Here is a 19,121-nt window from a genome sequence, read left to right as displayed (position 1 = left end):
TCTCCCCTATAAGCCCTGATTTATCGTATCAAATCAAGGTACTAATTTTATATAAAAAGAATAGATCAAAAATTTAACTTTTTCATTAATCTTTATTAAAAAAGTTCCGCTTAAAACACGGAACTTTTATGAACATTCACAATTTACCCCACACTAATTTTGACAACAAAATTTCTTCTAAGCAAAAGCTTAGCCGCAAAGCAGCATCGCTTCATCAATTTGCAAATAGGAAAAATAGTTCTTTGAAATTAGTACGGGATTTATCTATTTACCGCAACATCTTTTATATTTTTTACCTGATCCGCAGGGGCAAGGATCATTCCTGCCTACTTTTTTATTTACTGGCGAGGACGAATTTTGATCAAAATTATTATTTTCCCGACCTTCTGTAACCGGCGTCTTAGATTCAACTGGCTCACGTACGATACCAACCTTAAAGATTGTATGTGCAATATCGTTTTCTATACCTGAAATCAACCGCTGGTATAAACCATAGGCCTCTTTTTTAAATTCAACCAAAGGATCCTTTTGTCCATATCCCCGTAAACCGATTCCTTCTTTCAAAGCGTCAATTGCTTCCAAATGTTCGATCCACCATGTATCAATTATTCTAAGATATACTACTTTTTCCAAAAATCTCATTGCATCCTGACCTGTTTCGACCTCTTTCTTTTCATATTCAGTAATTATCAAATCAGAAATATCTTCTATCATTTTATCAATATCGGAAACAATCTTCGGCAATTGAGCACCTGCAGGTAATATTGTTTTTATACTATCTTCTATTTCTTTTAGACTGTCTTTTTTTTCTTCATTTTCTTCAACGGATGGTTGAAGATGGAAAGCTATCAAAGACGATACACTCTTGCTTAGAATTTCTAAAATTTCATCTTTTAGATTTTCTGATTCAAGAACTCTTTTTCGGCGTTTATATATCGCTTCCCTGTGCTTATTTATAACATCGTCATACTCAAGAAGATGCTTTCTTATATCAAAATTATGCCCTTCTACTTTTTTTTGTGCGCCTTCTAACGCTTTTGAAAGCATGCCATGCTCGATAGGTTGATCATCTGGAAGACCCAAGGTATCCATAATTGATTTTATTCTTTCAGAGCCGAATATCCTCATTAAATCATCTTCTAGCGAAACATAGAATCTAGATACTCCTGGATCTCCTTGACGTCCTGCTCTACCTCTAAGTTGATTGTCTATTCTTCTTGATTCATGTCTTTCTGTACCAATAACTACTAAACCGCCAAATTCTCTTACTTTTTTGGCGTCTTCTTCTTCGGGTGGACTACCGCCAAAAATAATATCTACACCACGTCCGGCCATATTTGTAGCAACCGTAACAGCACATGGCTTTCCAGCCTGAGAAACTATTTGTGCTTCCATCTCATGGTTTTTCGCATTTAATAGCTCAAAAGGAACACCGTTCCTTTTGAGGAGGTTGCCCAATTTTTCATTTTTTTCTATTGAAACAGTACCTATAAGAACAGGCTGGCCTTTTTTATAGCGTTCCTTTACTTCTTCCGCTATCGCCCTAAACTTAGCATCTTCGGTTTTATATATTAAATCTTGATGATCTTTTCTTATCATCTGCTTATTAGTTGGAATTTCTACCACTTCTAGCTTATAAATACGGTGGAATTCCTCCGCTTCTGTTGCAGCAGTACCAGTCATGCCTGCAATTTTTTCATACATCCTAAAGTAATTCTGGAAAGTGATAGTAGCCAAAGTTCTACTTTCTCTTTTAATTTCAACATTTTCCTTTGCTTCAATCGCCTGGTGCAAACCTTCTGAATACCTTCTGCCAAGCATTAGTCTACCAGTAAACTCGTCAACAATAATCACCTCTCCATCTTTTACTACATAGTCTTTATCTTTTTTAAATAGAGTTTCCGCTCTTAATGCTTGTTCTAAATGATGAACCAATTCAATGCCCTTTTCTTCATAAATATTTGATACTCCTAATAGTTTTTCCATTTTAGAAATACCACTATCAGTTAAAGTTGCGGCTCTCATTTTTTCGTCAATGTTGTAATCTTCATCTGCTTTCAAGTTTTTTACTAACCTTGCAAACTTATAATATAGTTCTGTGGATTCTTCGGCTGGTGCTGAAATGATTAAAGGCGTCCTAGCTTCATCTATTAAAATTGAATCAACTTCATCTACAATCGCGTAATGATGGCCTCTCTGAGCCATTTGAGTTAAATCTGCTACCATATTATCTCTTAAATAGTCGAATCCAAATTCATTATTAGTACCATAAGTGATATCGCAATCATAGGCTTCTTTTCTGCTAACAGGTTTTAGATGTTTTAGTTTTGGATCCAATGAATTTTCGTCTTCATAGTTTTTATCAAACATGAAAGACTGATCATGAATGATAGTCCCAACAGTTAATCCCAAAAAACTATATATCTCACCCATCCAGCCTGTATCTCTTCGTGCTAAATAATCATTAACTGTAATTACATGGACTCCGCGGCCAGTTAAAGCATTAAGATAAACTGGGAGTGTCGCGACTAGTGTTTTTCCTTCCCCTGTCCGCATTTCTGATATCCTTCCTTCATGCAGAACAATTCCTCCCAAAAGCTGAACATCAAAATGACGCTGGCCTATTGTTCTCTTGGACGCTTCCCTAACTAAAGCAAAAGCTTCCGGTAATATCTCATTTAAGATTTCCAACTCAGCTTTTTTCTGTAAATCTTTTTTCTCTTTATCATCTTCAATATCTTTAAAATTTTTAACTCTATCCTGAAAATTTTTGCTGACTAGTTCTTTTAATTTTTTTGTTTTATCCCTAATTTGTTCATCAGAAAGTTTTTCGAAATCTTTTTCGAAATTGTTAGCTACTTCAACCTTTGGTTGCAATTTATCTAATACTCTTTTATTCGAATCACCTAAAAATTTGCTTAAAAAACCCATCTAAATCCTTTCTACAAAATAAAAATTTACCATAATCTAAGGTAATATACTATATTTCTGATATTATCATGTTTACGTAATTTAATAAATAATTCCAATATTAGATGTAATAAGCCTATTGATCTATCCCTTAGGCTTTATTTCCTTTATTCCGATATATTCCTGGAGAACTTTTGGTATAAAAATTGAACCATCTTTTTGTTGATAATTTTCCATTATAGCTATAATAGTACGTGTCATTGCTAAAGCCGTACCGTTTACGGTATGCATATAATTAACTTTTCCGGCTTTATCCTTATACCGCATATTAAGTCTTCTTGCCTGAAAATCAGTCGCCGTTGAAGTGGAATGAGTTTCTCTATATTTTTCCTGTGATGGTATCCACGTTTCAATATCAAACTTTCTGGCAGCAGGAAATCCTAAATCGCCAGTTACCATTTTTATAACCTGATAAGGAAGCTCTAGCGCCTTCATAAATTTCTCTTCAAGTTCCAAAAAATAATAATTTTCTTTATCTGACTCTTCTGGTTTTGTAAAAGAAAACATTTCTAGCTTATCAAATTGGTGCACTCTAAAAATTCCTCTCACATCTTTTCCGTAAGAACCAGCCTCTCGCCTGAAACAACTTGAAAAACCAACATATCTTTTGGGAAGATCTTTTTCATTTAGCGTTTCATTGGTATACATTGGGCCAATTGCCTGCTCGGAAGTAGCTGTTAAGAATTGATCATCTTGCTCTAAGTAATAAGTCTCGTCTTTATCTCCCATTTCGATATAACCCATTCCTCTCATCGCAAAACCTTTTATCAAATCTGGAGTAATTACAGGAGAAAAACCTTCTTTTACAAGCATATCCAAAACCCATCTTATCAAACTAAACTCTAAAATAACGAGTTCATTCTTAAGATAGAAAAATCTTGATCCTGCAATTTTGGCCGCCCTCTCAAGATCAATTAGATCCAAACTTTCTCCAAGTTCAACATGATCTTTAATTTTAAAACCAAATTTCGGCTTAGAGCCGACATGTCTTAAAACTTCATTTTCTCTCTCATCTTGGCCTATTTGTACATCAGGAGCTGCCGGATTAGGAATCACGAGTATATTTTCATTTAATTTTTCTTCAATATTTTTAAGTTGGGCTTCTAGTTTTGATAACTCAGATTTTATTTTCTTAGATTTTTCGATATTTTTCTGGCTGGGCTTCCCTTTTAAATTTTGACTGATAAGATTTTTCTCTTTCCTTAATGATTCCACTTTAACAAGAAAATCCCTTCTCTGTTGATCAAGTTTTAAAATATCATCAATAACTTTATCAACATTACATCCTTTGGCTTTAGCAGCTTTTTTTAGCTCCCCTGGATTTTCTCTTAAAATTTTAATATCTATCATTTCATAAATCCTTTTAATATCTTCCTAGCTCTTGCTAAAGCGGCTGCCCTAAAAGATTTTTTATTTTTTTCATTAATCGAAAATTGAGCATATGTCCTTCTGGAACCTTTTGGAATAAAGATTTCATCATAACCAAATCCATTATCTCCCTTAGCCTGTGATGAAATAGTTCCTTCTGATATTGCTTCAATAACCTCTACTTTTTTATTCGGGGCTGCTATTGCTATAGCTACTCTAAAACGAGCAGTTCTTTTAGCTTTAGGGACCTTTTTCATCATATTAAGAATAATCTGATTTTTTTCTTCATCTGTCTTGCCTTTTAAGAAACGAGCGGAATAAATACCAAGCTTGCCTTCAAGACAATCAATATCAATTCCGGAATCCTCGGCTAAAGTTATCATTTTAGATTTTTTAGCATATTCTTTTGCCTTAATAACTGCATTATCTTCAAAGGTATGTCCAGTTTCTTTAACTTTAAAATCTTCGTTAACTATTTTCCGAAGTTCGATTAACTCAATTTCTAGATCCTTGTAAGAATCATTAATTTCCTTAATTTTTCCTTCATTAGTAGTAGCAATCAGTAATTTTTGCATATTTCTCTCAATTACTTATTATGAAAAAATTATACTTTATCACCACATAATTGACAAATTACAAAGCTAGTATTCATATAGACACCGCCCGGATGGGCGGTGTTGCGGTAAGTTAACCTTACCTTCATCATAATAATTTATTGATAATTTATTTCAATATAAAATTAACTAAAAATTACTCTTTGGATTTCATAAAAGGAAAAGGAATAGATTCCCTGATTGTTGCAGAATCAGTGATAATCATTATTAATCTATCCATTCCAACCCCTTGACCGGCTATTGGCGGCATCCCATATTCCATGGCTTCTACGTAACTTTCGTCTATTCTCTGTGCTTCCTCATCCCCTGCTTTTAACAATTTAACCTGTTCAATAAATCTTTCCTGCTGATCGATTGGATTATTTAACTCTGAATATCCATTTGTGATTTCTGCACCAATAGCAACTAATTGAGCTCTCTGTACTACTCTCGGATCTTTTTCGCTTTTTTTTGCCAAGGGAGATATTTCTAAAGGATGGTCAATCAAAAATATAGGGTCTTTAATCGCGGGTCTAATAGTTTCTTTGTAGTACTCGTCAATCAAAGTACCTCGACTATCACTTTTTTTAAATTTGAATTTTCTTATTTTAAGTTCCTCTGCAAGCAGCTCTCTTGTCGGATATTTATCAATATCTAAATTCACTTTCTTCTTTAATAAATCTTTAAAACTTAATCTAGGATAAGGCGGCTTAAAGTTTATTTTCTCACCCTGATATTCTATCTCATAACTTCCCTTTACTTCTTTAACAACAGTTGAAATTAATTTTTCGGTAAAATCCATCAAATCATTATAATCAGCATATGCCCAATAAAACTCGCACATAAGAAAATCAGGATTATGTTCCCTATCAACACCTTCGTTACGAAATGCTCTGCCAATTTCAAATGTTTTTTCAAATCCGCCAACTATTACTCTTTTTTGCCACAATTCACCGATACAGATTCTTAGATATACGTCGATATCATATGCGTTATAGTGTGTCTTAAAAGGCCTTGCCGCAGCTCCAGTAGGATCAATTTCAAGAGCAGGCATTTGCATTTCAAGAAAACCGGCATTTTGTAAATAATTCCTGACTTCAGAAATAACCTTGCTTCTAATAACCATTTTTTCTTTGACGTCTTCATTTAATAGAAAATCTAGATATCTTTTTCTGTATCTGGTTTCTATATCTTTGAGGCCATACCATGTTGTAGGAAGTGGAAGCAATGACTTCGCCAATAGCTTATATGAAGATACTTCTAAAGTTTTTTCTCCTTTATGTGTTACAAATAATAAACCACTAACTTGCAAAAAATCTCCCAAATCAATTAAGCTTAAATTATCATAATTTTCTTTACCAACTTTATCCTGTTTAATATATAACTGAATCGAGCCGCTGCCGTCTTTAATATCATAAAATGAAGCCTTACCATGACCTCTCTCGCTCATTATCCTGCCAACTAAAGTAACTTCTTTTTTATCCTTGGATAATTTAGCAAAATCCTTAATAACCTCACTAATAATATGAGTTCTTTTAGCGGATGATGGATAAGGGTTTATTCCCTTTTCAATTAATTTTTCTAATTTTTCCAAACGAACATTTCGTATATCGACTTCAGTCAATTTCTCCTCCTAAAATAAAATGGAAGACCTACTCCTCCATTTTAACAAAAAATCTATTTTATTTTAAGTGATAAATTAATGAATTTTTTTTACTTTATATATCAGTTTCCCAGCCGGCACTTCAATCTCTACTTCTTCTCCTTCTTTTCTATTAAGAAGGGCTTGCCCTATTGGAGACTCATTAGAAATTTTACCTTGCATTGGATCAGCTTCAGTGGAGCCAACGATTATAAACTCAGTTAATTCACCTGCAATTTCAACTGTAACCTTTGAACCGACGGATATTTTACCAGACGTTCCTTTATTTGAAATCAAAACGCTATTTTTAAGAATATTTTGGGCTTCCGCAATCCTTCCTTCAATAAAGGCTTGCTCATTTTTTGCTTCTTCATATTCTGAATTTTCACTTAAATCACCGAACTCTTTGGCCTCTTTAATCCTTAAAGCTACTTCTTTCCTTTTATTAGTAGTTAAATCTTTAAGTTCTTGCTCTAATTTTTCTAACCCTTCTTTTGTAAGATAAATTTTCTTATTTCTGTTTTGAAGCATGTTTCTCCTTTCTGGATAGCGCTCAAAAAAATAGACCTAATTTCAATTAGTCTGTCTCTTGCCGATAACAAGTACTAATTATGCCCAAATTGTGGCAGTAATAATATATATATCAAACACAAAATATGTTGTCAATAGTTATAAAATATTGAAAAAATAAAATCTAAATTTATTTAAATATTAGGTTTTATAGAAATATCTTTTGCTATCTTAATTACATTCTCCAAAAGCATAGCCACAGTGACCGGACCAACTCCTCCTGGTACCGGAGTAATATAAGAAACTTTCTTTAAAACACTTTTATAATCCACGTCACCTACGGCTTTATTTCTCTTTCTAGTAATACCCACATCCACTACAACTGCATTCCTCTTAACCATATCGGCTTTAATTAAACCAGGGTAACCAACAGCAGAAATCAAAATATCTGCCATCTTGGTATGTAATTTTAAGTTCTTAGTTTCTTTGTGTGCAACGGTAAGCGTGGCATCTTCATTTAATAATAAAATGCTTAATGGCTTACCAACAATAACCCCTTTCCCCACTATCACAACCTCTTTTCCTTTAATCGGAATTTTATAATACCTTAATAATTCCATAACTGCAGCTGGTGTACATGGCATTAAACCGGTTTTTTTATAGGCCAACATACCCCAATTTAACGGATGGACGCCATCAACGTCTTTTTTGGGTGAAATAGCTTCAATAACTTTTTCCTGGCTAATTTTTTTAGGAAGAGGAAATTGAACAATAATGCCGTGTATATTTTTATCAGAATTTAATTTTTCAATTTGAGAAATTAAACCAGCAGTATTCATATCTTTGGAATATCTAAAAACTTTAACCGATATGCCAATTCTTTTCCCTTCTTCTTGTTTTTTGGATACATATATTTGAGATGCCGAATCATTCCCAACTAAAATAACAGCCAGGGTGGGTATTATACCAGCTCTTTTTAATTTTAAAACTTCTCTCTCTTGCCTAGATTCTATTCTACATGCTAAGCTTCTACCATCCAATAAGACTGCCATTTTATTTTTTCCTTACTTATTATCTAAATATATCACTACTGATTAAGTCGTTCAATAAATAACCCCCCAAATAAAAGTAGAGAATAGCTAATATTTATATAAGTTATAAATAGGAAAAATGTTTGTGGAATAATCTTGGAGGGGTTTTGGTGTTTTCCTTTTTATAGCTTTAGCTATTCTCTAAAATTGAACATCTCTGGAGGACAACAAGTGTGATTTAGCGAGTAATAAGGTAATGAAAAAAGTGCTATTTCGGCATTTTATTAAGTGTCGCCTCCAGAGATACATATATATTGATACTTTATAAAAAAGACACAAATTGTGTGTTATTTTAAAATCTAGATAGAACGGTGTCTTTATTTTTACAAAGATCATTGTTAAATTGTACGATTGTAGAGTATTAGTATTTAGATTAATCAATAATAAAACCGTTGTCAATGACAAAATTATTAATTTTTACGATACATATTAACAATATTTTAGATAAAATTATTTATGGTTAAAATAATATTCCAGTATTTGCTTAGCTACAGGAGCAGACACTATAGAGCCCTCTCCTCCACCCTCTACTAAAACCGCTAATGCTATCTCTGGATCATTATATGGAGCAAAACAAATAAACCAAGCGTGCTCTTTAGAATTATTAGGACCATACTGAGCTGTTCCTGTCTTACCGGCTACTTCAAAAGGTAAAGAATTTAATGATTTAGCAGTTCCGGAAGTTACAGTACTTCTCATACCTCTTTTAACTATATCGATATTCTGTGAATCGATAAAATCTTTCCTTACAACTTCTGACGGAAAATTTTTAATTATTTTGCCATTAGAATCAACAACTTTCTGGGCAATTCTTGGTTTATATAAAATACCGCCATTTGCAACAGTAGCCGTCCAGCTAGCGACCTGTAGGGGTGTTACAAGCAAATCACCTTGTCCAATTGCAATATGATAATTATCTGCAGTATACCAGCTTTCTTTTTTAACTTTCTTCTTCCATTCTTCATTAGGTACAAGACCATCCACTTCATTAGGCAAATCAATGCCAGATTTTTCTCCCAAACCAAAAAGTTTGAAATATTTTTCTAACCTTACTGCTCCTAGTCCTTTAAAGTTTTGATAACCACCACCGACTTGATAGAAAAAAATATCACAAGATTCAGCAATTGCTTTTATCACATTTACAGAACCGTGACCACCAGGTTTCCAATCTTTAAAAATATATTCTATGGAAGGATTATAAGCATTTTTAATAGATAAAAAACCTGGGTCAGAAATAGTTGTAGAGGTCGTTATAACTCTTTCTTGTAGCCCGGCAGCAGCAATAACAGGTTTAACAACAGAACCAGGAGGATAAGTACCAGAGATTACTCTATTGAACAAAGGCTTTAGAGGATCTTGTAAAAGCGCTTTATACTGATCTGGATTAATACCTTTAGAAAATAAATTATTATCAAACGAAGGAAGACTGACCATTCCTAAGATACTGCCGTCTTTAGGATTAATTGCAACTACCGAACCAGCTTTAGAGTTTCCTTTTTCTAATCCAGCTTTTAACGCATTCACCATTTCCTTTTGCATATCATCATTTAAAGAAGTTACAATATTGTTACCCATTTTAGGCTGAGATTGTTCTTCGCTTCCTAAAAACCGAACTATCCTACCTTGAGCATCAACTTCTATCATCTGTTTTCCATTCTTTCCTTTTAGATATTCCTCGAAACTTAATTCCATGCCCGCTTTACCTGTATAATCATTCATGTCATAAGTATTTTTGTTCTTTTCATATTGATCTTCGGAAATTCTACTTATGTATCCTAATAAATGACTAAGATCAGGATCTAGGTATTCCCTAGCCGGTACTGGCTCAACTGCAATCGCCGGAAAATCTTTATATTTTAACTCCATTTTCAATGCTATACTCTGATCAATATTGTCTTTGATTACTTTAGGATTTAAAAAATCCTTTGCATCAGAAGAACTGGATACAACTTTATTTATTTCTTCTATCGGCATATTAAGATCACTTGCAAGATTATTAACAAGTTCGTCTTTCTGCTTTTTATCTTTAGGAAGATCAAAAGGTTCAATAATAATCTGAAAATTCGCCACGTTTTTTACAAAAGCCTTGCCCTTACTATCAAAGATTAAACCGCGGGGAGCCCTAACGATTTGAGATCTAATCCTATTACCCTTAGATAAATCTAAAAAATAATCTCCTCTAAAAAACTGCAGATCAAATAGCTTAAAAAGAAGGATAGAAAAGGTAAATAGAAGAATAAAATAAAGATACTTATAATAGGGTTTATCTCTAGATGTCTCCTCTTCTGGCATCTCTTCATTAGACTCTAATATACTATCAACAAGATGACCTTTTTTTAGACGCTTCAGTTTAAGATCTTTTTTGTTGAGGCTATTATCAAAAAATTTAGTAAAAATTTTTTTATTCTTCCTCATCGCAACAATTTTACTCTCCCCTCTATTTTAGAAATTCTTTCCCATCCTAAATCAACCACAGGATAAATAATCATAATGATTATTGAGTTAACAATGATTTTTGAAACTAGAAAATTTTTTGCAAAGAATATTATATCAATCTTAAAACCAGAAAGGTATAAAGCTAGGCCATAAAAAACATCAGAAATAACTGTCGATAAAATTGCTAAAACCAACAGCAGAACAAAGCTTACATTAGAAAAAATAAAATATGAAGCAAGCAGAACAAAAAATATAATCATTATATTGATTAAAATTTGGAAACCAAAATTCATTGGTGAGAACAAATCAAGAAACAAAGAACCAAAAAAAGTAAGATATATAAGATCTTTTTCAGGTATGATAAAAGAAGAAGCAATTAAAAACATTAAGAAGATATTTGGGCTAACGCCTAATATTTTAACGTTTGCGAAAAAAGAAACTTCCAAAATTAAAAATAATATCGTAATAGAAATAATAAAAAAATTTTTCATTTTAGACTCGTTATAATAATGACATTTCTGATATCATTAATGTTTACAAAAGGGGTAATGGAAGCTTTCTGAAATAATCCACTACTTTCCGTGCTAATCTCATTAATTTTACCGACAAGAAGACCCTCTGGAACATCTGTTTCTAAATTTGAAGTAACAACAGTATCGCCATTCTTTATAGTTTGATCCTTTGGTATCATCTCCATTGCTATTCCAGAACCTATCTGTCCCTTTATTATACCCAGGGCCTTACTTCCTTGAATAATGCCGCTTACTTCAAAGCTAGAATCAGAAAGAAGCAGTACTTTTGAGCTATCTGGATTAACTTCCTGAATCTTACCAACAAGAAATCCATCAGAAATTACAGGCATATTCTTTTTGATACCATCTTTAGACCCTCTATTAATTATAACTACCCTTAAAAAACTAGAAGGATCTTTAGTCACAACACTAGCCGCTAATGTTTGATAAGTTACTGATTTTACGAAACCAAGCTGTTTTTTCAGCGATTCGTTTTCTTCTTTAGCTTCTTTTAATTTACTAATTTCTAATGTAAGCTCTTTAATATCATCCTTTAAGCTTTTATTTTCATTTTGAAGGTTCCTTAAATCCTTTATTGATTCACCTATACCTTTTGTTTTTAAAGAAAAACCATTAACAAAAGAAACAATTGGATACGTAAATTTGCCAAGCAAGCCTTCGGCTGGAGAAAGTGCACCAGTATAAGACAGCAAAATAATCAAAACAGAAATTAGTAAAATACCAACAAAATATTTAATAAATTTAAGAGATTTTTGAATAGGCATTTTATAAAATCCTAATTACCAATTACCAATTACCAAGATAGAGCAAATATACTACATTTAATTAAAAATGAATTGTTATTATATATCTTATTATTGGTCATTGTGATTTGGTTATTAGTCATTTATAGCTTTGGTGGTTTCTCGTACTGAGTTGTCAGCAATACATCCTTTAATGATTCAATATCTTCCAATACTAAACCAGTGCCTCTAACAACACACGTTAATGGATCATCGGCAATATATACAGGTATTTTTGTCTGTTCGTGTATGAGCTTATCTAAACCCCTAAGGAGGGCTCCGCCACCGGCCAAAATAATACCTTTATCCATTATATCTGCTACTAGCTCAGGCGGGGTTTCTTCAACAGTAGTCTTTACGGAATCTGCAATTATTTGGATTGACCTAAAAAGCGCTTGTCTTATTTGCTCATCATTAACAACTACTGTCTTAGGCAAACCAGTCACTAAATCCCTTCCTCTCATTGCTATTTCCAGTCTTTCTTTAAGTGGGTATGCTGAACCAATTTTAACTTTAATTTCTTCAGAAGTTTTCTCCCCTAAAAGAAGGTTGAATTCATCTCGGGCAAACTGGACAATATCGTCATTAAGCTCATCCCCAGCAACCCTGATAGATCGGTTTGATACAACGCCTCCAAGTGATATAACCGCAACCTCCGTAGTACCGCCCCCAATATCAACTATCATACTTCCAGAAGCTTCCTGTACAGAAAGGCGAGACCCAATTGCCGCAGCCATAGGCTCTTCTATCAAAAAAGCTTGTCTTGCCCCTGCTGATGTTGTAGCATCTTCTACTGCCCTTTTTTCTACTTCTGTTACGCCTGAAGGGATCCCAATAACAACTCTTGGCCTTGGGAAAAACGCGAATGATTCTTTATGCACTTTCTCTATAAAATATCTGAGCATTTGCTCTGTTACTTCAAAGTCAGACACAACTCCGTCAACTAGAGGCCTCGTAGCTACAATATGAGCCGGCGTTCTACCAACCATTTTTTTTGCATCTTCCCCTATAGCTAAAATTTGATGGGTTTTATTATTTATAGCAACAACAGAAGGTTCATTAATAACAATACCTTTACCCTTTACATAAACAAGGGTATTGGCAGTTCCTAAATCTATTCCTATGTCATGAGAAAAATAACCTAATATTCTATTTATCACATTTCCTCCAAAGAAAAATAATTATAACATTTTTTTGACTTCCGAAACAACCATATTCTTCGAAACAATTATAGGCTTATCCTCATCTCTCTTTTTCAATTCAACACTTTTCTTCGAAAGAGTCCGAGAACTTACAATCAATCTGATTGGAATACCAATCAAATCAGCATCTTTTAATTTTGTTCCTGCTGTTTCTTGACGATCATCCCATAAAACATCTATCCCCTCTTTAACTAATAATTTGTATACTGATTCTGATTCTTGCTTTGCATCGTCATCAAGTTGAAGCATATGTATATCATAAGGTGCTACCGATGATGGCCATCTTAGGCCCTCTTTATCGTTATAAACTTCGGCTATCGCACCCATAACCCTGCTAATTCCTAATCCATAACAACCCATCACCGATGTTTTTTTATTGCCGTCTTTATCGGTAAAGTTAACACCGAAAGGCTTAGAAAATCGGTTCTTTAACTTAAATATATTACCAACTTCAATCGCCTTTTCTTCCTTTAGATTAATATTCTTACAATCAGGACAAGTTGGCTTACCTTCAACAATTTCTGCATTAATAGCTATGCTGCATTTATCACAAATATAAATAGTATCTTCTCCGTATGGAGTAACCATTTGAAATTCATGAGAATATTTAGAAAAATCTCCACCTGAGGCATATGTTAAATAAGTCATTTCCCCGATTCCTAAAATACCATAAATTTTAAAATAAGCTTTTTTTACTGTTTCGTAATAATCGTTTAAATCTTTTTCAGTAGCGTGAAAAGAATAAAGGTCTTTCATTATAAATTCTCGAGACCTAAATAAACCTGATTTTGGACGGGCTTCATCACGGAATTTCGTTTGAATTTGATAAATATATTTCGGTAAATCTTTATAAGAATGGATAAATTTTTTAACTAACGGCGTGATTACCTCCTCATGTGTCCATCCTAAACCGTATTCTTTCTTTCCGTAATTACTCTTAGTTTTTAAAATAACATCAATATCCCAACGGTCTGTCTCTTTCCAATTCTCTCTAGGAATTAAAGCTGGCATTAATATTTCAATACCGCCAATATTATTCATTTCTTTTCTGACTATATTCTCTATTTTATATATAACCTTTAAACCTAAATCAAGAATAGTAAAAACACCCGAGGAGAGCTGATCAATATAACCTGCCTTAATCAATAATTTATGATTTAAGGCGACAGCCTCTTTTGGAATTTCTTTTAAAGTTTTAATAAATAATTCAGATTGTTTCATATTATATGCCTAGAAATTTTTTAATTCCTTCTATTATACCAAACCGGTTTAAATCCCTGGGTGTCACTATCAAAACCAAAAGAATCAATAATACAAAACCTGCTATGGTTACTGTATTTTTTGATTTTATACTAATATCTTTACCTCTAATTTTTTCAATTGCTAAAAACAATAAATGGCCTCCATCTAAAGCTGGAATGGGCAGAATATTAAACAAAGCTAAGCTGATTGAAAGTATAGCCATAAACTGAAGAAGAAAAGTAAATCCCAATTGGCTTACTTGACCGGTTAAATAAACAATCCCAGCCGGTCCTACAACATCCTGACTTATAGTAAACTGTGTAAATATTTTAGAAAAAACATCCACTATGCCCACTATTGTTATAACTGATAATCGCCATAATTCTTGAAACCCAGAAACTGGCGCTAAAAAAATACTATCTGATTTGATTTTCTCCGAAGTTTCTATACCTATGCGACCTATTTCCTTGCCCTCTATAGTATCCTTAAAAGGAATCACATTAAAATTTTTAATCTGTCCATTTCTTTTTATTTCAACTTTTGTTTCCTGACCAATCCGGTGTTTCATTTCGTCTCTTAATTGTATGGCATTATTGATGGTCTTCTCATCTACCCTTAAAATCTCATCGCCTTTTTGAACACCTGTCTTCATTGCCGGCGAATTACTTTCGATATTTTCTACTTTAAAATACTGACTAACACCTTTATGGTTTTCCATTCCAGGAATTAGTGGCAAAAATCCAATAGCATAAAGAAATGAAAGTATAATCCAAGCAAGAATAGTATTCATTACAACACCCGCTGATAATACTTTTGCTTTTACTAACTTACTTTTGTGAGAAAAACTGTTAGGATTATTTTTTTCTGACCCATCTTCACCTAAAATACGAACATAGCCGCCAAAGGGTATTGCGTTGATAGAATATTCAGTCCCGCCTATTTTTTTACTAAAAAGCCTGGGAGGAAAACCAAAGGCGAATTCCTGAACTTCGATCTTTGATCTTTTAGCTGCTATAAAATGGCCAAGCTCATGAACAAAAACCAATATCCCAAAAACAAATAAAAACGAAATTATAAAAATTAAAATTGACACTTAAATTTTCCTTTCTACCATAAAGTTTGCCCAAGATACAAGCAATTCCTTATAAAAAGAATCGGGCACTACCTTCAAATAATTCTTTGCTTTATGAATATACTGCAAGGCTAATCTTTGAGTTTCTTCTATGCCCTTTAAACGAATAAGTAAATTTATTGCTTTTTTTATCTCATTTTCTTTAGCTTTTTTATCGCCTATAAGTTTTATTAGCTGCTGTTTCTCTTGTCTATTAGCGTTTTGATAAGCAAACCAAAAAATTGTCGTTCTTTTTCCTTCCCTGATGTCAGACCCTATCGGTTTACCAAACTTAGATTCCTTTGATATTAAACCCAATATATCATCCTGAAGCTGAAATGCTACCCCGCAATTAAAACAAAAATTAGAAAGGGCTAAAATTATCGGATGCTTAAAGTCAGTATTTTTTAAACCAATCATAGCTCCTATTTTTGCCGAAGAACTATAAAGTTGGCCTGTTTTCTTAGCAGACATATCAATAATTTGTTCTTTTTTAAGCTTATTAATTTTTTCCCGCTCATATTGTATATCAAGAGTTTCTCCCTCAATAAGCTTAGGAATTACTCCTACTTCTAGTTCATTTATAATTTCTAAAACTAAAGCCGGATCAAGCTTATATTTTTTATACATATCCATAAACAATGAAACTGTCCAAGAATGTTGAACATCTCCAACTAAAATAGCAATATTTCTTCCATATTCAGATGCTTCCTTATCAGAGTAACCCCTTGTTTTTGCTAATTTATAAAATTGATGATGAACGCTAGGCTTACCTCTTCTTATATCATCGTTATCGATAATATCGTCGTGAACAAGAGTCCAAGTATGAGATATTTCAACCCCAGCTGCAGCAGGAATTGCAATTTTTTCATCGCCGCCGACAGCTCCGCAAGAAAATAACAAAATTCCCGGTCTTAAGGCTTTCCCCATTGATAACGGATAACTTAATGAGCCGTCTAAAATATCCTTTGGTCCTAATAATTTTTTGAAGTAATGATTAATAAGATATTTTTTAATTAACTTTCCTCTTTTGGAAAGTTCTTGCTGAAATATTTGTTTAGCGGTTAATTTTTCTAAAACTTCAATCATCTACCAAACCTTCTTTCTCTATTATTATAATCCAAAATGGCTTGAGTCAAATCCTTTTCATTAAAATCAGGCCATAGCTGATCAGTAAAATACAATTCCGCATAAGCTGATTGCCACAAAAGAAAATTAGAAATTCTCATCTCGCCGCCAGTTCTTATCAAAAGATCCGGACTAGGCAAGCCTTTGGTATAAAGATTATTCCCGATGTTTTTTTCATTTATTATTTTTGACAATTTAGCAGCATGTATTATCTCTTCTCTGCCACCGTAGTTTAAAGCTACGCTAAGCATTAACCCTATGTTTTTGCTTAAAGCGTCTTCTGATTTTTTTACCCTTTCTTGAAGAGATTTTGGAAGCCCCTTTATATTGCCGATAAATCTAATCTTAACATTATTATCGTTTAATTCCGGCACTTCTTTTTCTAATGCATCCTCTAGAATCCTAAATAAGGCAGAAACCTCTGCTTTTGCTCTTAACTTATTTTCCGTAGAAAACGCATATACTGTTAGATATTTTACACCAATCTTACTGCAATATTTAACTATTTTCTTGAATGTCTTAACACCCTCTTGATGGCCTTTATAAAATATAAGTCCTTTTTTCTTTGCCCATCTTCTGTTACCGTCCATTATTATAGCAATATGCTTTGGTATTCTTTTTTTCATAATTATTTAATTTGCTTAAAACAGCATTTATTGAAAAATCCGGAGTTGAAGCACCGGCTGTGATACCGACAGTCTCTGCTGAATTAAACCATTCCTTTTTAAATTCCTTTTCGCTTTCTATATGATAAGTTGTTGTTATTTTTTCACAGATTTCTTTAAGACGAGTGGTATTGGAAGAATTTTTCCCGCCTATAACAATCATTATATCTACCTCTTTCGCCAATTGTCTAGCTGCTTTTTGCCTGCTTTCTGTTGCATTGCAGATGGTTTTTACAGCTTTAAGATTATTAAATTTACTTTTTAAGGATTTAGCAATGTCATCAAAAAGTTTTGAGTCCTGAGTGGTTTGAGAAATAAATGCTATTTTCTCATTTTTTGAAAATTTAGGTACATCTTTTAAGTTTTTAATTACAATAGATTTAGGTGCATAGCTTCTAATGCCTACAATCTCAGGGTGATCCTTTTCACCCAATACCAAAACTTTATACCCTTTTTGATCAAATTCTTCTGCTAATTTCTGAACTCTTTTAACAAATGGACATGTCGCATCAATTATCTTTTTCCCTTTTTTCCTGATCTTTACCTCAATGTTCTTAGTAACACCATGGGACCTGATAACTACACTATCGGATTTAATATTATCTACATTTTTTACTATTAAAATACCTCTGCTACCCAGATAATTTGTAAATTCAGGATTATGAATAAGGGGACCCAGGGTACACAAGGTGGTACTCTTCGCGGTTTTCAGAGTCATTTCAGTGGCTCGTTTTACGCCAAAACAAAATCCCGCCTCTTTAGCTAAAATAATCTTCATAAACAATACAATTTTACCAGTAGAATGGCTTAAAATCAAACCTAATTTAGAAATAAAAAAAGGGTCATGGACCCTGTGGTGTAAAAATAGCGTTAAATGATTTCTCTAATTAGTGTATTTGGAATTTTATTTAGAATTGGATCATTAGAAAAATCTGTTATTTGTTTACTGATTGAATCAATCGTACGAATAGACTTCAAAAGGTCGGCCCTAATAATAACAAGATTTTCTGTAAAATCAGCGATTTTTTTCGATAATTCAGGATCCTCCGTACCTTCATCTACAAGATCAATCAGATCATGCATCATATCTTCAACTTCCAGTAATGCAGAGTAAGCATTGTATAGATTATCGCCTTGTAAGTGTAAGCTAGAGTTCTCTATATCAAGAAGTTTTTCTTTGACATTATTAATTAAATCCTTGGCTGTTAAATTTTTATCTGCATATATTTTTCTTGTGTCTGACATAACATCAACCCCTTATTTCTCTATTAATGAACAGCTCATAAATTTATCATTATAAACACAACAAATCAAGAAAAAAGAAGGCAATTGCCTTCAGGGAGTAAGAGTTAAAAATTTTATAATTATATATAGTCAAAACTTATTTATACGGTAATACCGCCCGGATTATTGAAATTAGATTTCATCTCTACGTCAAGGGTAATTTGGTTTTTAGCTATTAAAGTATCTTCAGTGAGTTGTTCGTATTGTGTAGATCGGCCTCTATATGCAGCAAAAGGTACAAAAAGACAATTAGTGGTAAGTCCGATCAAAATCGACGCTTCCTTGTATTGTAAAATAGCCTCAATGTCCTTTGTATACATAGCAGCAACAACAGTTGGATATCTATTAAGATAAGAAGTATCATCAGCCAAGCTATTTTGCTCAACTATATCATCTATAACCAGCCCAAGCATTTTAGAAAATTCACAATATATTTTATGATCTTGATCGACTTCTTTTTTTCTTGATATTGCTCCTATTCGAACGCGCGGATTATCGATTGGAAATATTTCTAACCTGAAAGTATCGGTTTCTTTTACGATTGGATTTATAGAATCCATTTAA

At 33.0% G+C, this 19,121-nt stretch carries 17 protein-coding genes; all 17 read right to left on the bottom strand.

Features of this window, described 5'->3' with window-relative positions:
• Positions 1–264: 264 nt before the first annotated feature.
• Positions 265–2,931, bottom strand: a complete 2,667-nt coding sequence (locus COX95_02480; protein ID PIZ86036.1) for a preprotein translocase subunit SecA — start codon at positions 2,929–2,931, stop codon at positions 265–267.
• Between the two features lie 123 nt (positions 2,932–3,054).
• Positions 3,055–4,320, bottom strand: a complete 1,266-nt coding sequence (locus COX95_02475; protein ID PIZ86035.1) for a serine--tRNA ligase — start codon at positions 4,318–4,320, stop codon at positions 3,055–3,057.
• On the bottom strand, positions 4,317–4,913 hold the full coding sequence (rdgB, locus tag COX95_02470) for a non-canonical purine NTP pyrophosphatase, RdgB/HAM1 family (GenBank protein ID PIZ86034.1): 597 nt from the start codon (positions 4,911–4,913) through the stop codon (positions 4,317–4,319). Before rdgB ends, COX95_02475 begins: the two co-directional genes overlap by 4 nt.
• A 175-nt stretch (positions 4,914–5,088) precedes the next feature.
• Positions 5,089–6,555, bottom strand: coding sequence for a lysine--tRNA ligase (gene lysS / locus COX95_02465; GenBank protein PIZ86033.1), 1,467 nt, complete (start codon positions 6,553–6,555; stop codon positions 5,089–5,091).
• A gap of 75 nt (positions 6,556–6,630) precedes the next feature.
• Entirely contained in the window at positions 6,631–7,104 is a 474-nt protein-coding gene (locus COX95_02460) for a transcription elongation factor GreA (GenBank protein PIZ86032.1), read from the bottom strand.
• Between the two features lie 173 nt (positions 7,105–7,277).
• Complete coding sequence (locus COX95_02455; GenBank protein PIZ86031.1) at positions 7,278–8,135, bottom strand: bifunctional methylenetetrahydrofolate dehydrogenase/methenyltetrahydrofolate cyclohydrolase; 858 nt, start codon at positions 8,133–8,135, stop codon at positions 7,278–7,280.
• A 489-nt stretch (positions 8,136–8,624) separates the two neighbouring features.
• Entirely contained in the window at positions 8,625–10,589 is a 1,965-nt protein-coding gene (mrdA, locus tag COX95_02450; protein PIZ86030.1) for a penicillin-binding protein 2, read from the bottom strand.
• The gene (locus tag COX95_02445; GenBank protein PIZ86029.1) at positions 10,586–11,101 is read right to left on the bottom strand and encodes a hypothetical protein; all 516 of its coding nucleotides are present in this window, start codon (positions 11,099–11,101) and stop codon (positions 10,586–10,588) included. Before COX95_02445 ends, mrdA begins: the two co-directional genes overlap by 4 nt.
• Positions 11,098–11,907: a rod shape-determining protein MreC gene (gene mreC, locus COX95_02440; GenBank protein ID PIZ86028.1), complete on the bottom strand. Its 810-nt coding sequence runs from the start codon at positions 11,905–11,907 to the stop codon at positions 11,098–11,100. Before mreC ends, COX95_02445 begins: the two co-directional genes overlap by 4 nt.
• Positions 11,908–12,029: 122 nt before the next feature.
• Complete coding sequence (locus tag COX95_02435) at positions 12,030–13,085, bottom strand: rod shape-determining protein (GenBank protein ID PIZ86027.1); 1,056 nt, start codon at positions 13,083–13,085, stop codon at positions 12,030–12,032.
• A 21-nt stretch (positions 13,086–13,106) separates the two neighbouring features.
• Complete coding sequence (locus tag COX95_02430; GenBank protein ID PIZ86026.1) at positions 13,107–14,348, bottom strand: prolyl-tRNA synthetase; 1,242 nt, start codon at positions 14,346–14,348, stop codon at positions 13,107–13,109.
• Between the two features lies 1 nt (position 14,349).
• Complete coding sequence (gene rseP, locus COX95_02425) at positions 14,350–15,462, bottom strand: RIP metalloprotease RseP (protein PIZ86025.1); 1,113 nt, start codon at positions 15,460–15,462, stop codon at positions 14,350–14,352.
• Positions 15,463–16,569, bottom strand: coding sequence for a hypothetical protein (locus tag COX95_02420; GenBank protein PIZ86024.1), 1,107 nt, complete (start codon positions 16,567–16,569; stop codon positions 15,463–15,465). It lies immediately after the preceding gene.
• The gene (gene uppS, locus COX95_02415; GenBank protein PIZ86023.1) at positions 16,566–17,234 is read right to left on the bottom strand and encodes a di-trans,poly-cis-decaprenylcistransferase; all 669 of its coding nucleotides are present in this window, start codon (positions 17,232–17,234) and stop codon (positions 16,566–16,568) included. The genes COX95_02420 and uppS overlap by 4 nt, the downstream gene beginning before the upstream one ends.
• On the bottom strand, positions 17,188–18,051 hold the full coding sequence (gene ispH, locus COX95_02410; protein ID PIZ86022.1) for a 4-hydroxy-3-methylbut-2-enyl diphosphate reductase: 864 nt from the start codon (positions 18,049–18,051) through the stop codon (positions 17,188–17,190). The genes uppS and ispH overlap by 47 nt, the downstream gene beginning before the upstream one ends.
• Positions 18,052–18,143: 92 nt before the next feature.
• Positions 18,144–18,518, bottom strand: coding sequence for a hypothetical protein (locus COX95_02405; GenBank protein ID PIZ86021.1), 375 nt, complete (start codon positions 18,516–18,518; stop codon positions 18,144–18,146).
• 140 nt (positions 18,519–18,658) lie between these two features.
• Entirely contained in the window at positions 18,659–19,117 is a 459-nt protein-coding gene (locus COX95_02400; protein PIZ86020.1) for a hypothetical protein, read from the bottom strand.
• Positions 19,118–19,121: the final 4 nt, after the last annotated feature.

It is taken from the genome of bacterium CG_4_10_14_0_2_um_filter_33_32 (genome assembly GCA_002792735.1).
In the GTDB taxonomy this organism is placed as follows: domain Bacteria; phylum Patescibacteriota; class CPR2_A; order CG2-30-33-46; family CG2-30-33-46; genus CG2-30-33-46.
Note: the sequence above shows the minus strand (reverse complement) of the source record. Positions and strands in the feature narration are given on the sequence as shown.

Coding starts and splice junctions, on each gene's coding strand:
- COX95_02430 (PIZ86026.1), bottom strand. CDS start 14,348: ATGAAACAATCTGAATTATTTATTAAAACTTTAAAAGAAATTCCAAAA.
- COX95_02460 (PIZ86032.1), bottom strand. CDS start 7,104: ATGCTTCAAAACAGAAATAAGAAAATTTATCTTACAAAAGAAGGGTTA.
- COX95_02445 (PIZ86029.1), bottom strand. CDS start 11,101: ATGAAAAATTTTTTTATTATTTCTATTACGATATTATTTTTAATTTTG.
- COX95_02480 (PIZ86036.1), bottom strand. CDS start 2,931: ATGGGTTTTTTAAGCAAATTTTTAGGTGATTCGAATAAAAGAGTATTA.
- COX95_02405 (PIZ86021.1), bottom strand. CDS start 18,518: ATGTCAGACACAAGAAAAATATATGCAGATAAAAATTTAACAGCCAAG.
- COX95_02475 (PIZ86035.1), bottom strand. CDS start 4,320: ATGATAGATATTAAAATTTTAAGAGAAAATCCAGGGGAGCTAAAAAAA.
- uppS (PIZ86023.1), bottom strand. CDS start 17,234: ATGAAAAAAAGAATACCAAAGCATATTGCTATAATAATGGACGGTAAC.
- mrdA (PIZ86030.1), bottom strand. CDS start 10,589: ATGAGGAAGAATAAAAAAATTTTTACTAAATTTTTTGATAATAGCCTC.
- mreC (PIZ86028.1), bottom strand. CDS start 11,907: ATGCCTATTCAAAAATCTCTTAAATTTATTAAATATTTTGTTGGTATT.
- COX95_02455 (PIZ86031.1), bottom strand. CDS start 8,135: ATGGCAGTCTTATTGGATGGTAGAAGCTTAGCATGTAGAATAGAATCT.
- ispH (PIZ86022.1), bottom strand. CDS start 18,051: ATGAAGATTATTTTAGCTAAAGAGGCGGGATTTTGTTTTGGCGTAAAA.
- COX95_02400 (PIZ86020.1), bottom strand. CDS start 19,117: ATGGATTCTATAAATCCAATCGTAAAAGAAACCGATACTTTCAGGTTA.
- COX95_02420 (PIZ86024.1), bottom strand. CDS start 16,569: ATGATTGAAGTTTTAGAAAAATTAACCGCTAAACAAATATTTCAGCAA.
- rdgB (PIZ86034.1), bottom strand. CDS start 4,913: ATGCAAAAATTACTGATTGCTACTACTAATGAAGGAAAAATTAAGGAA.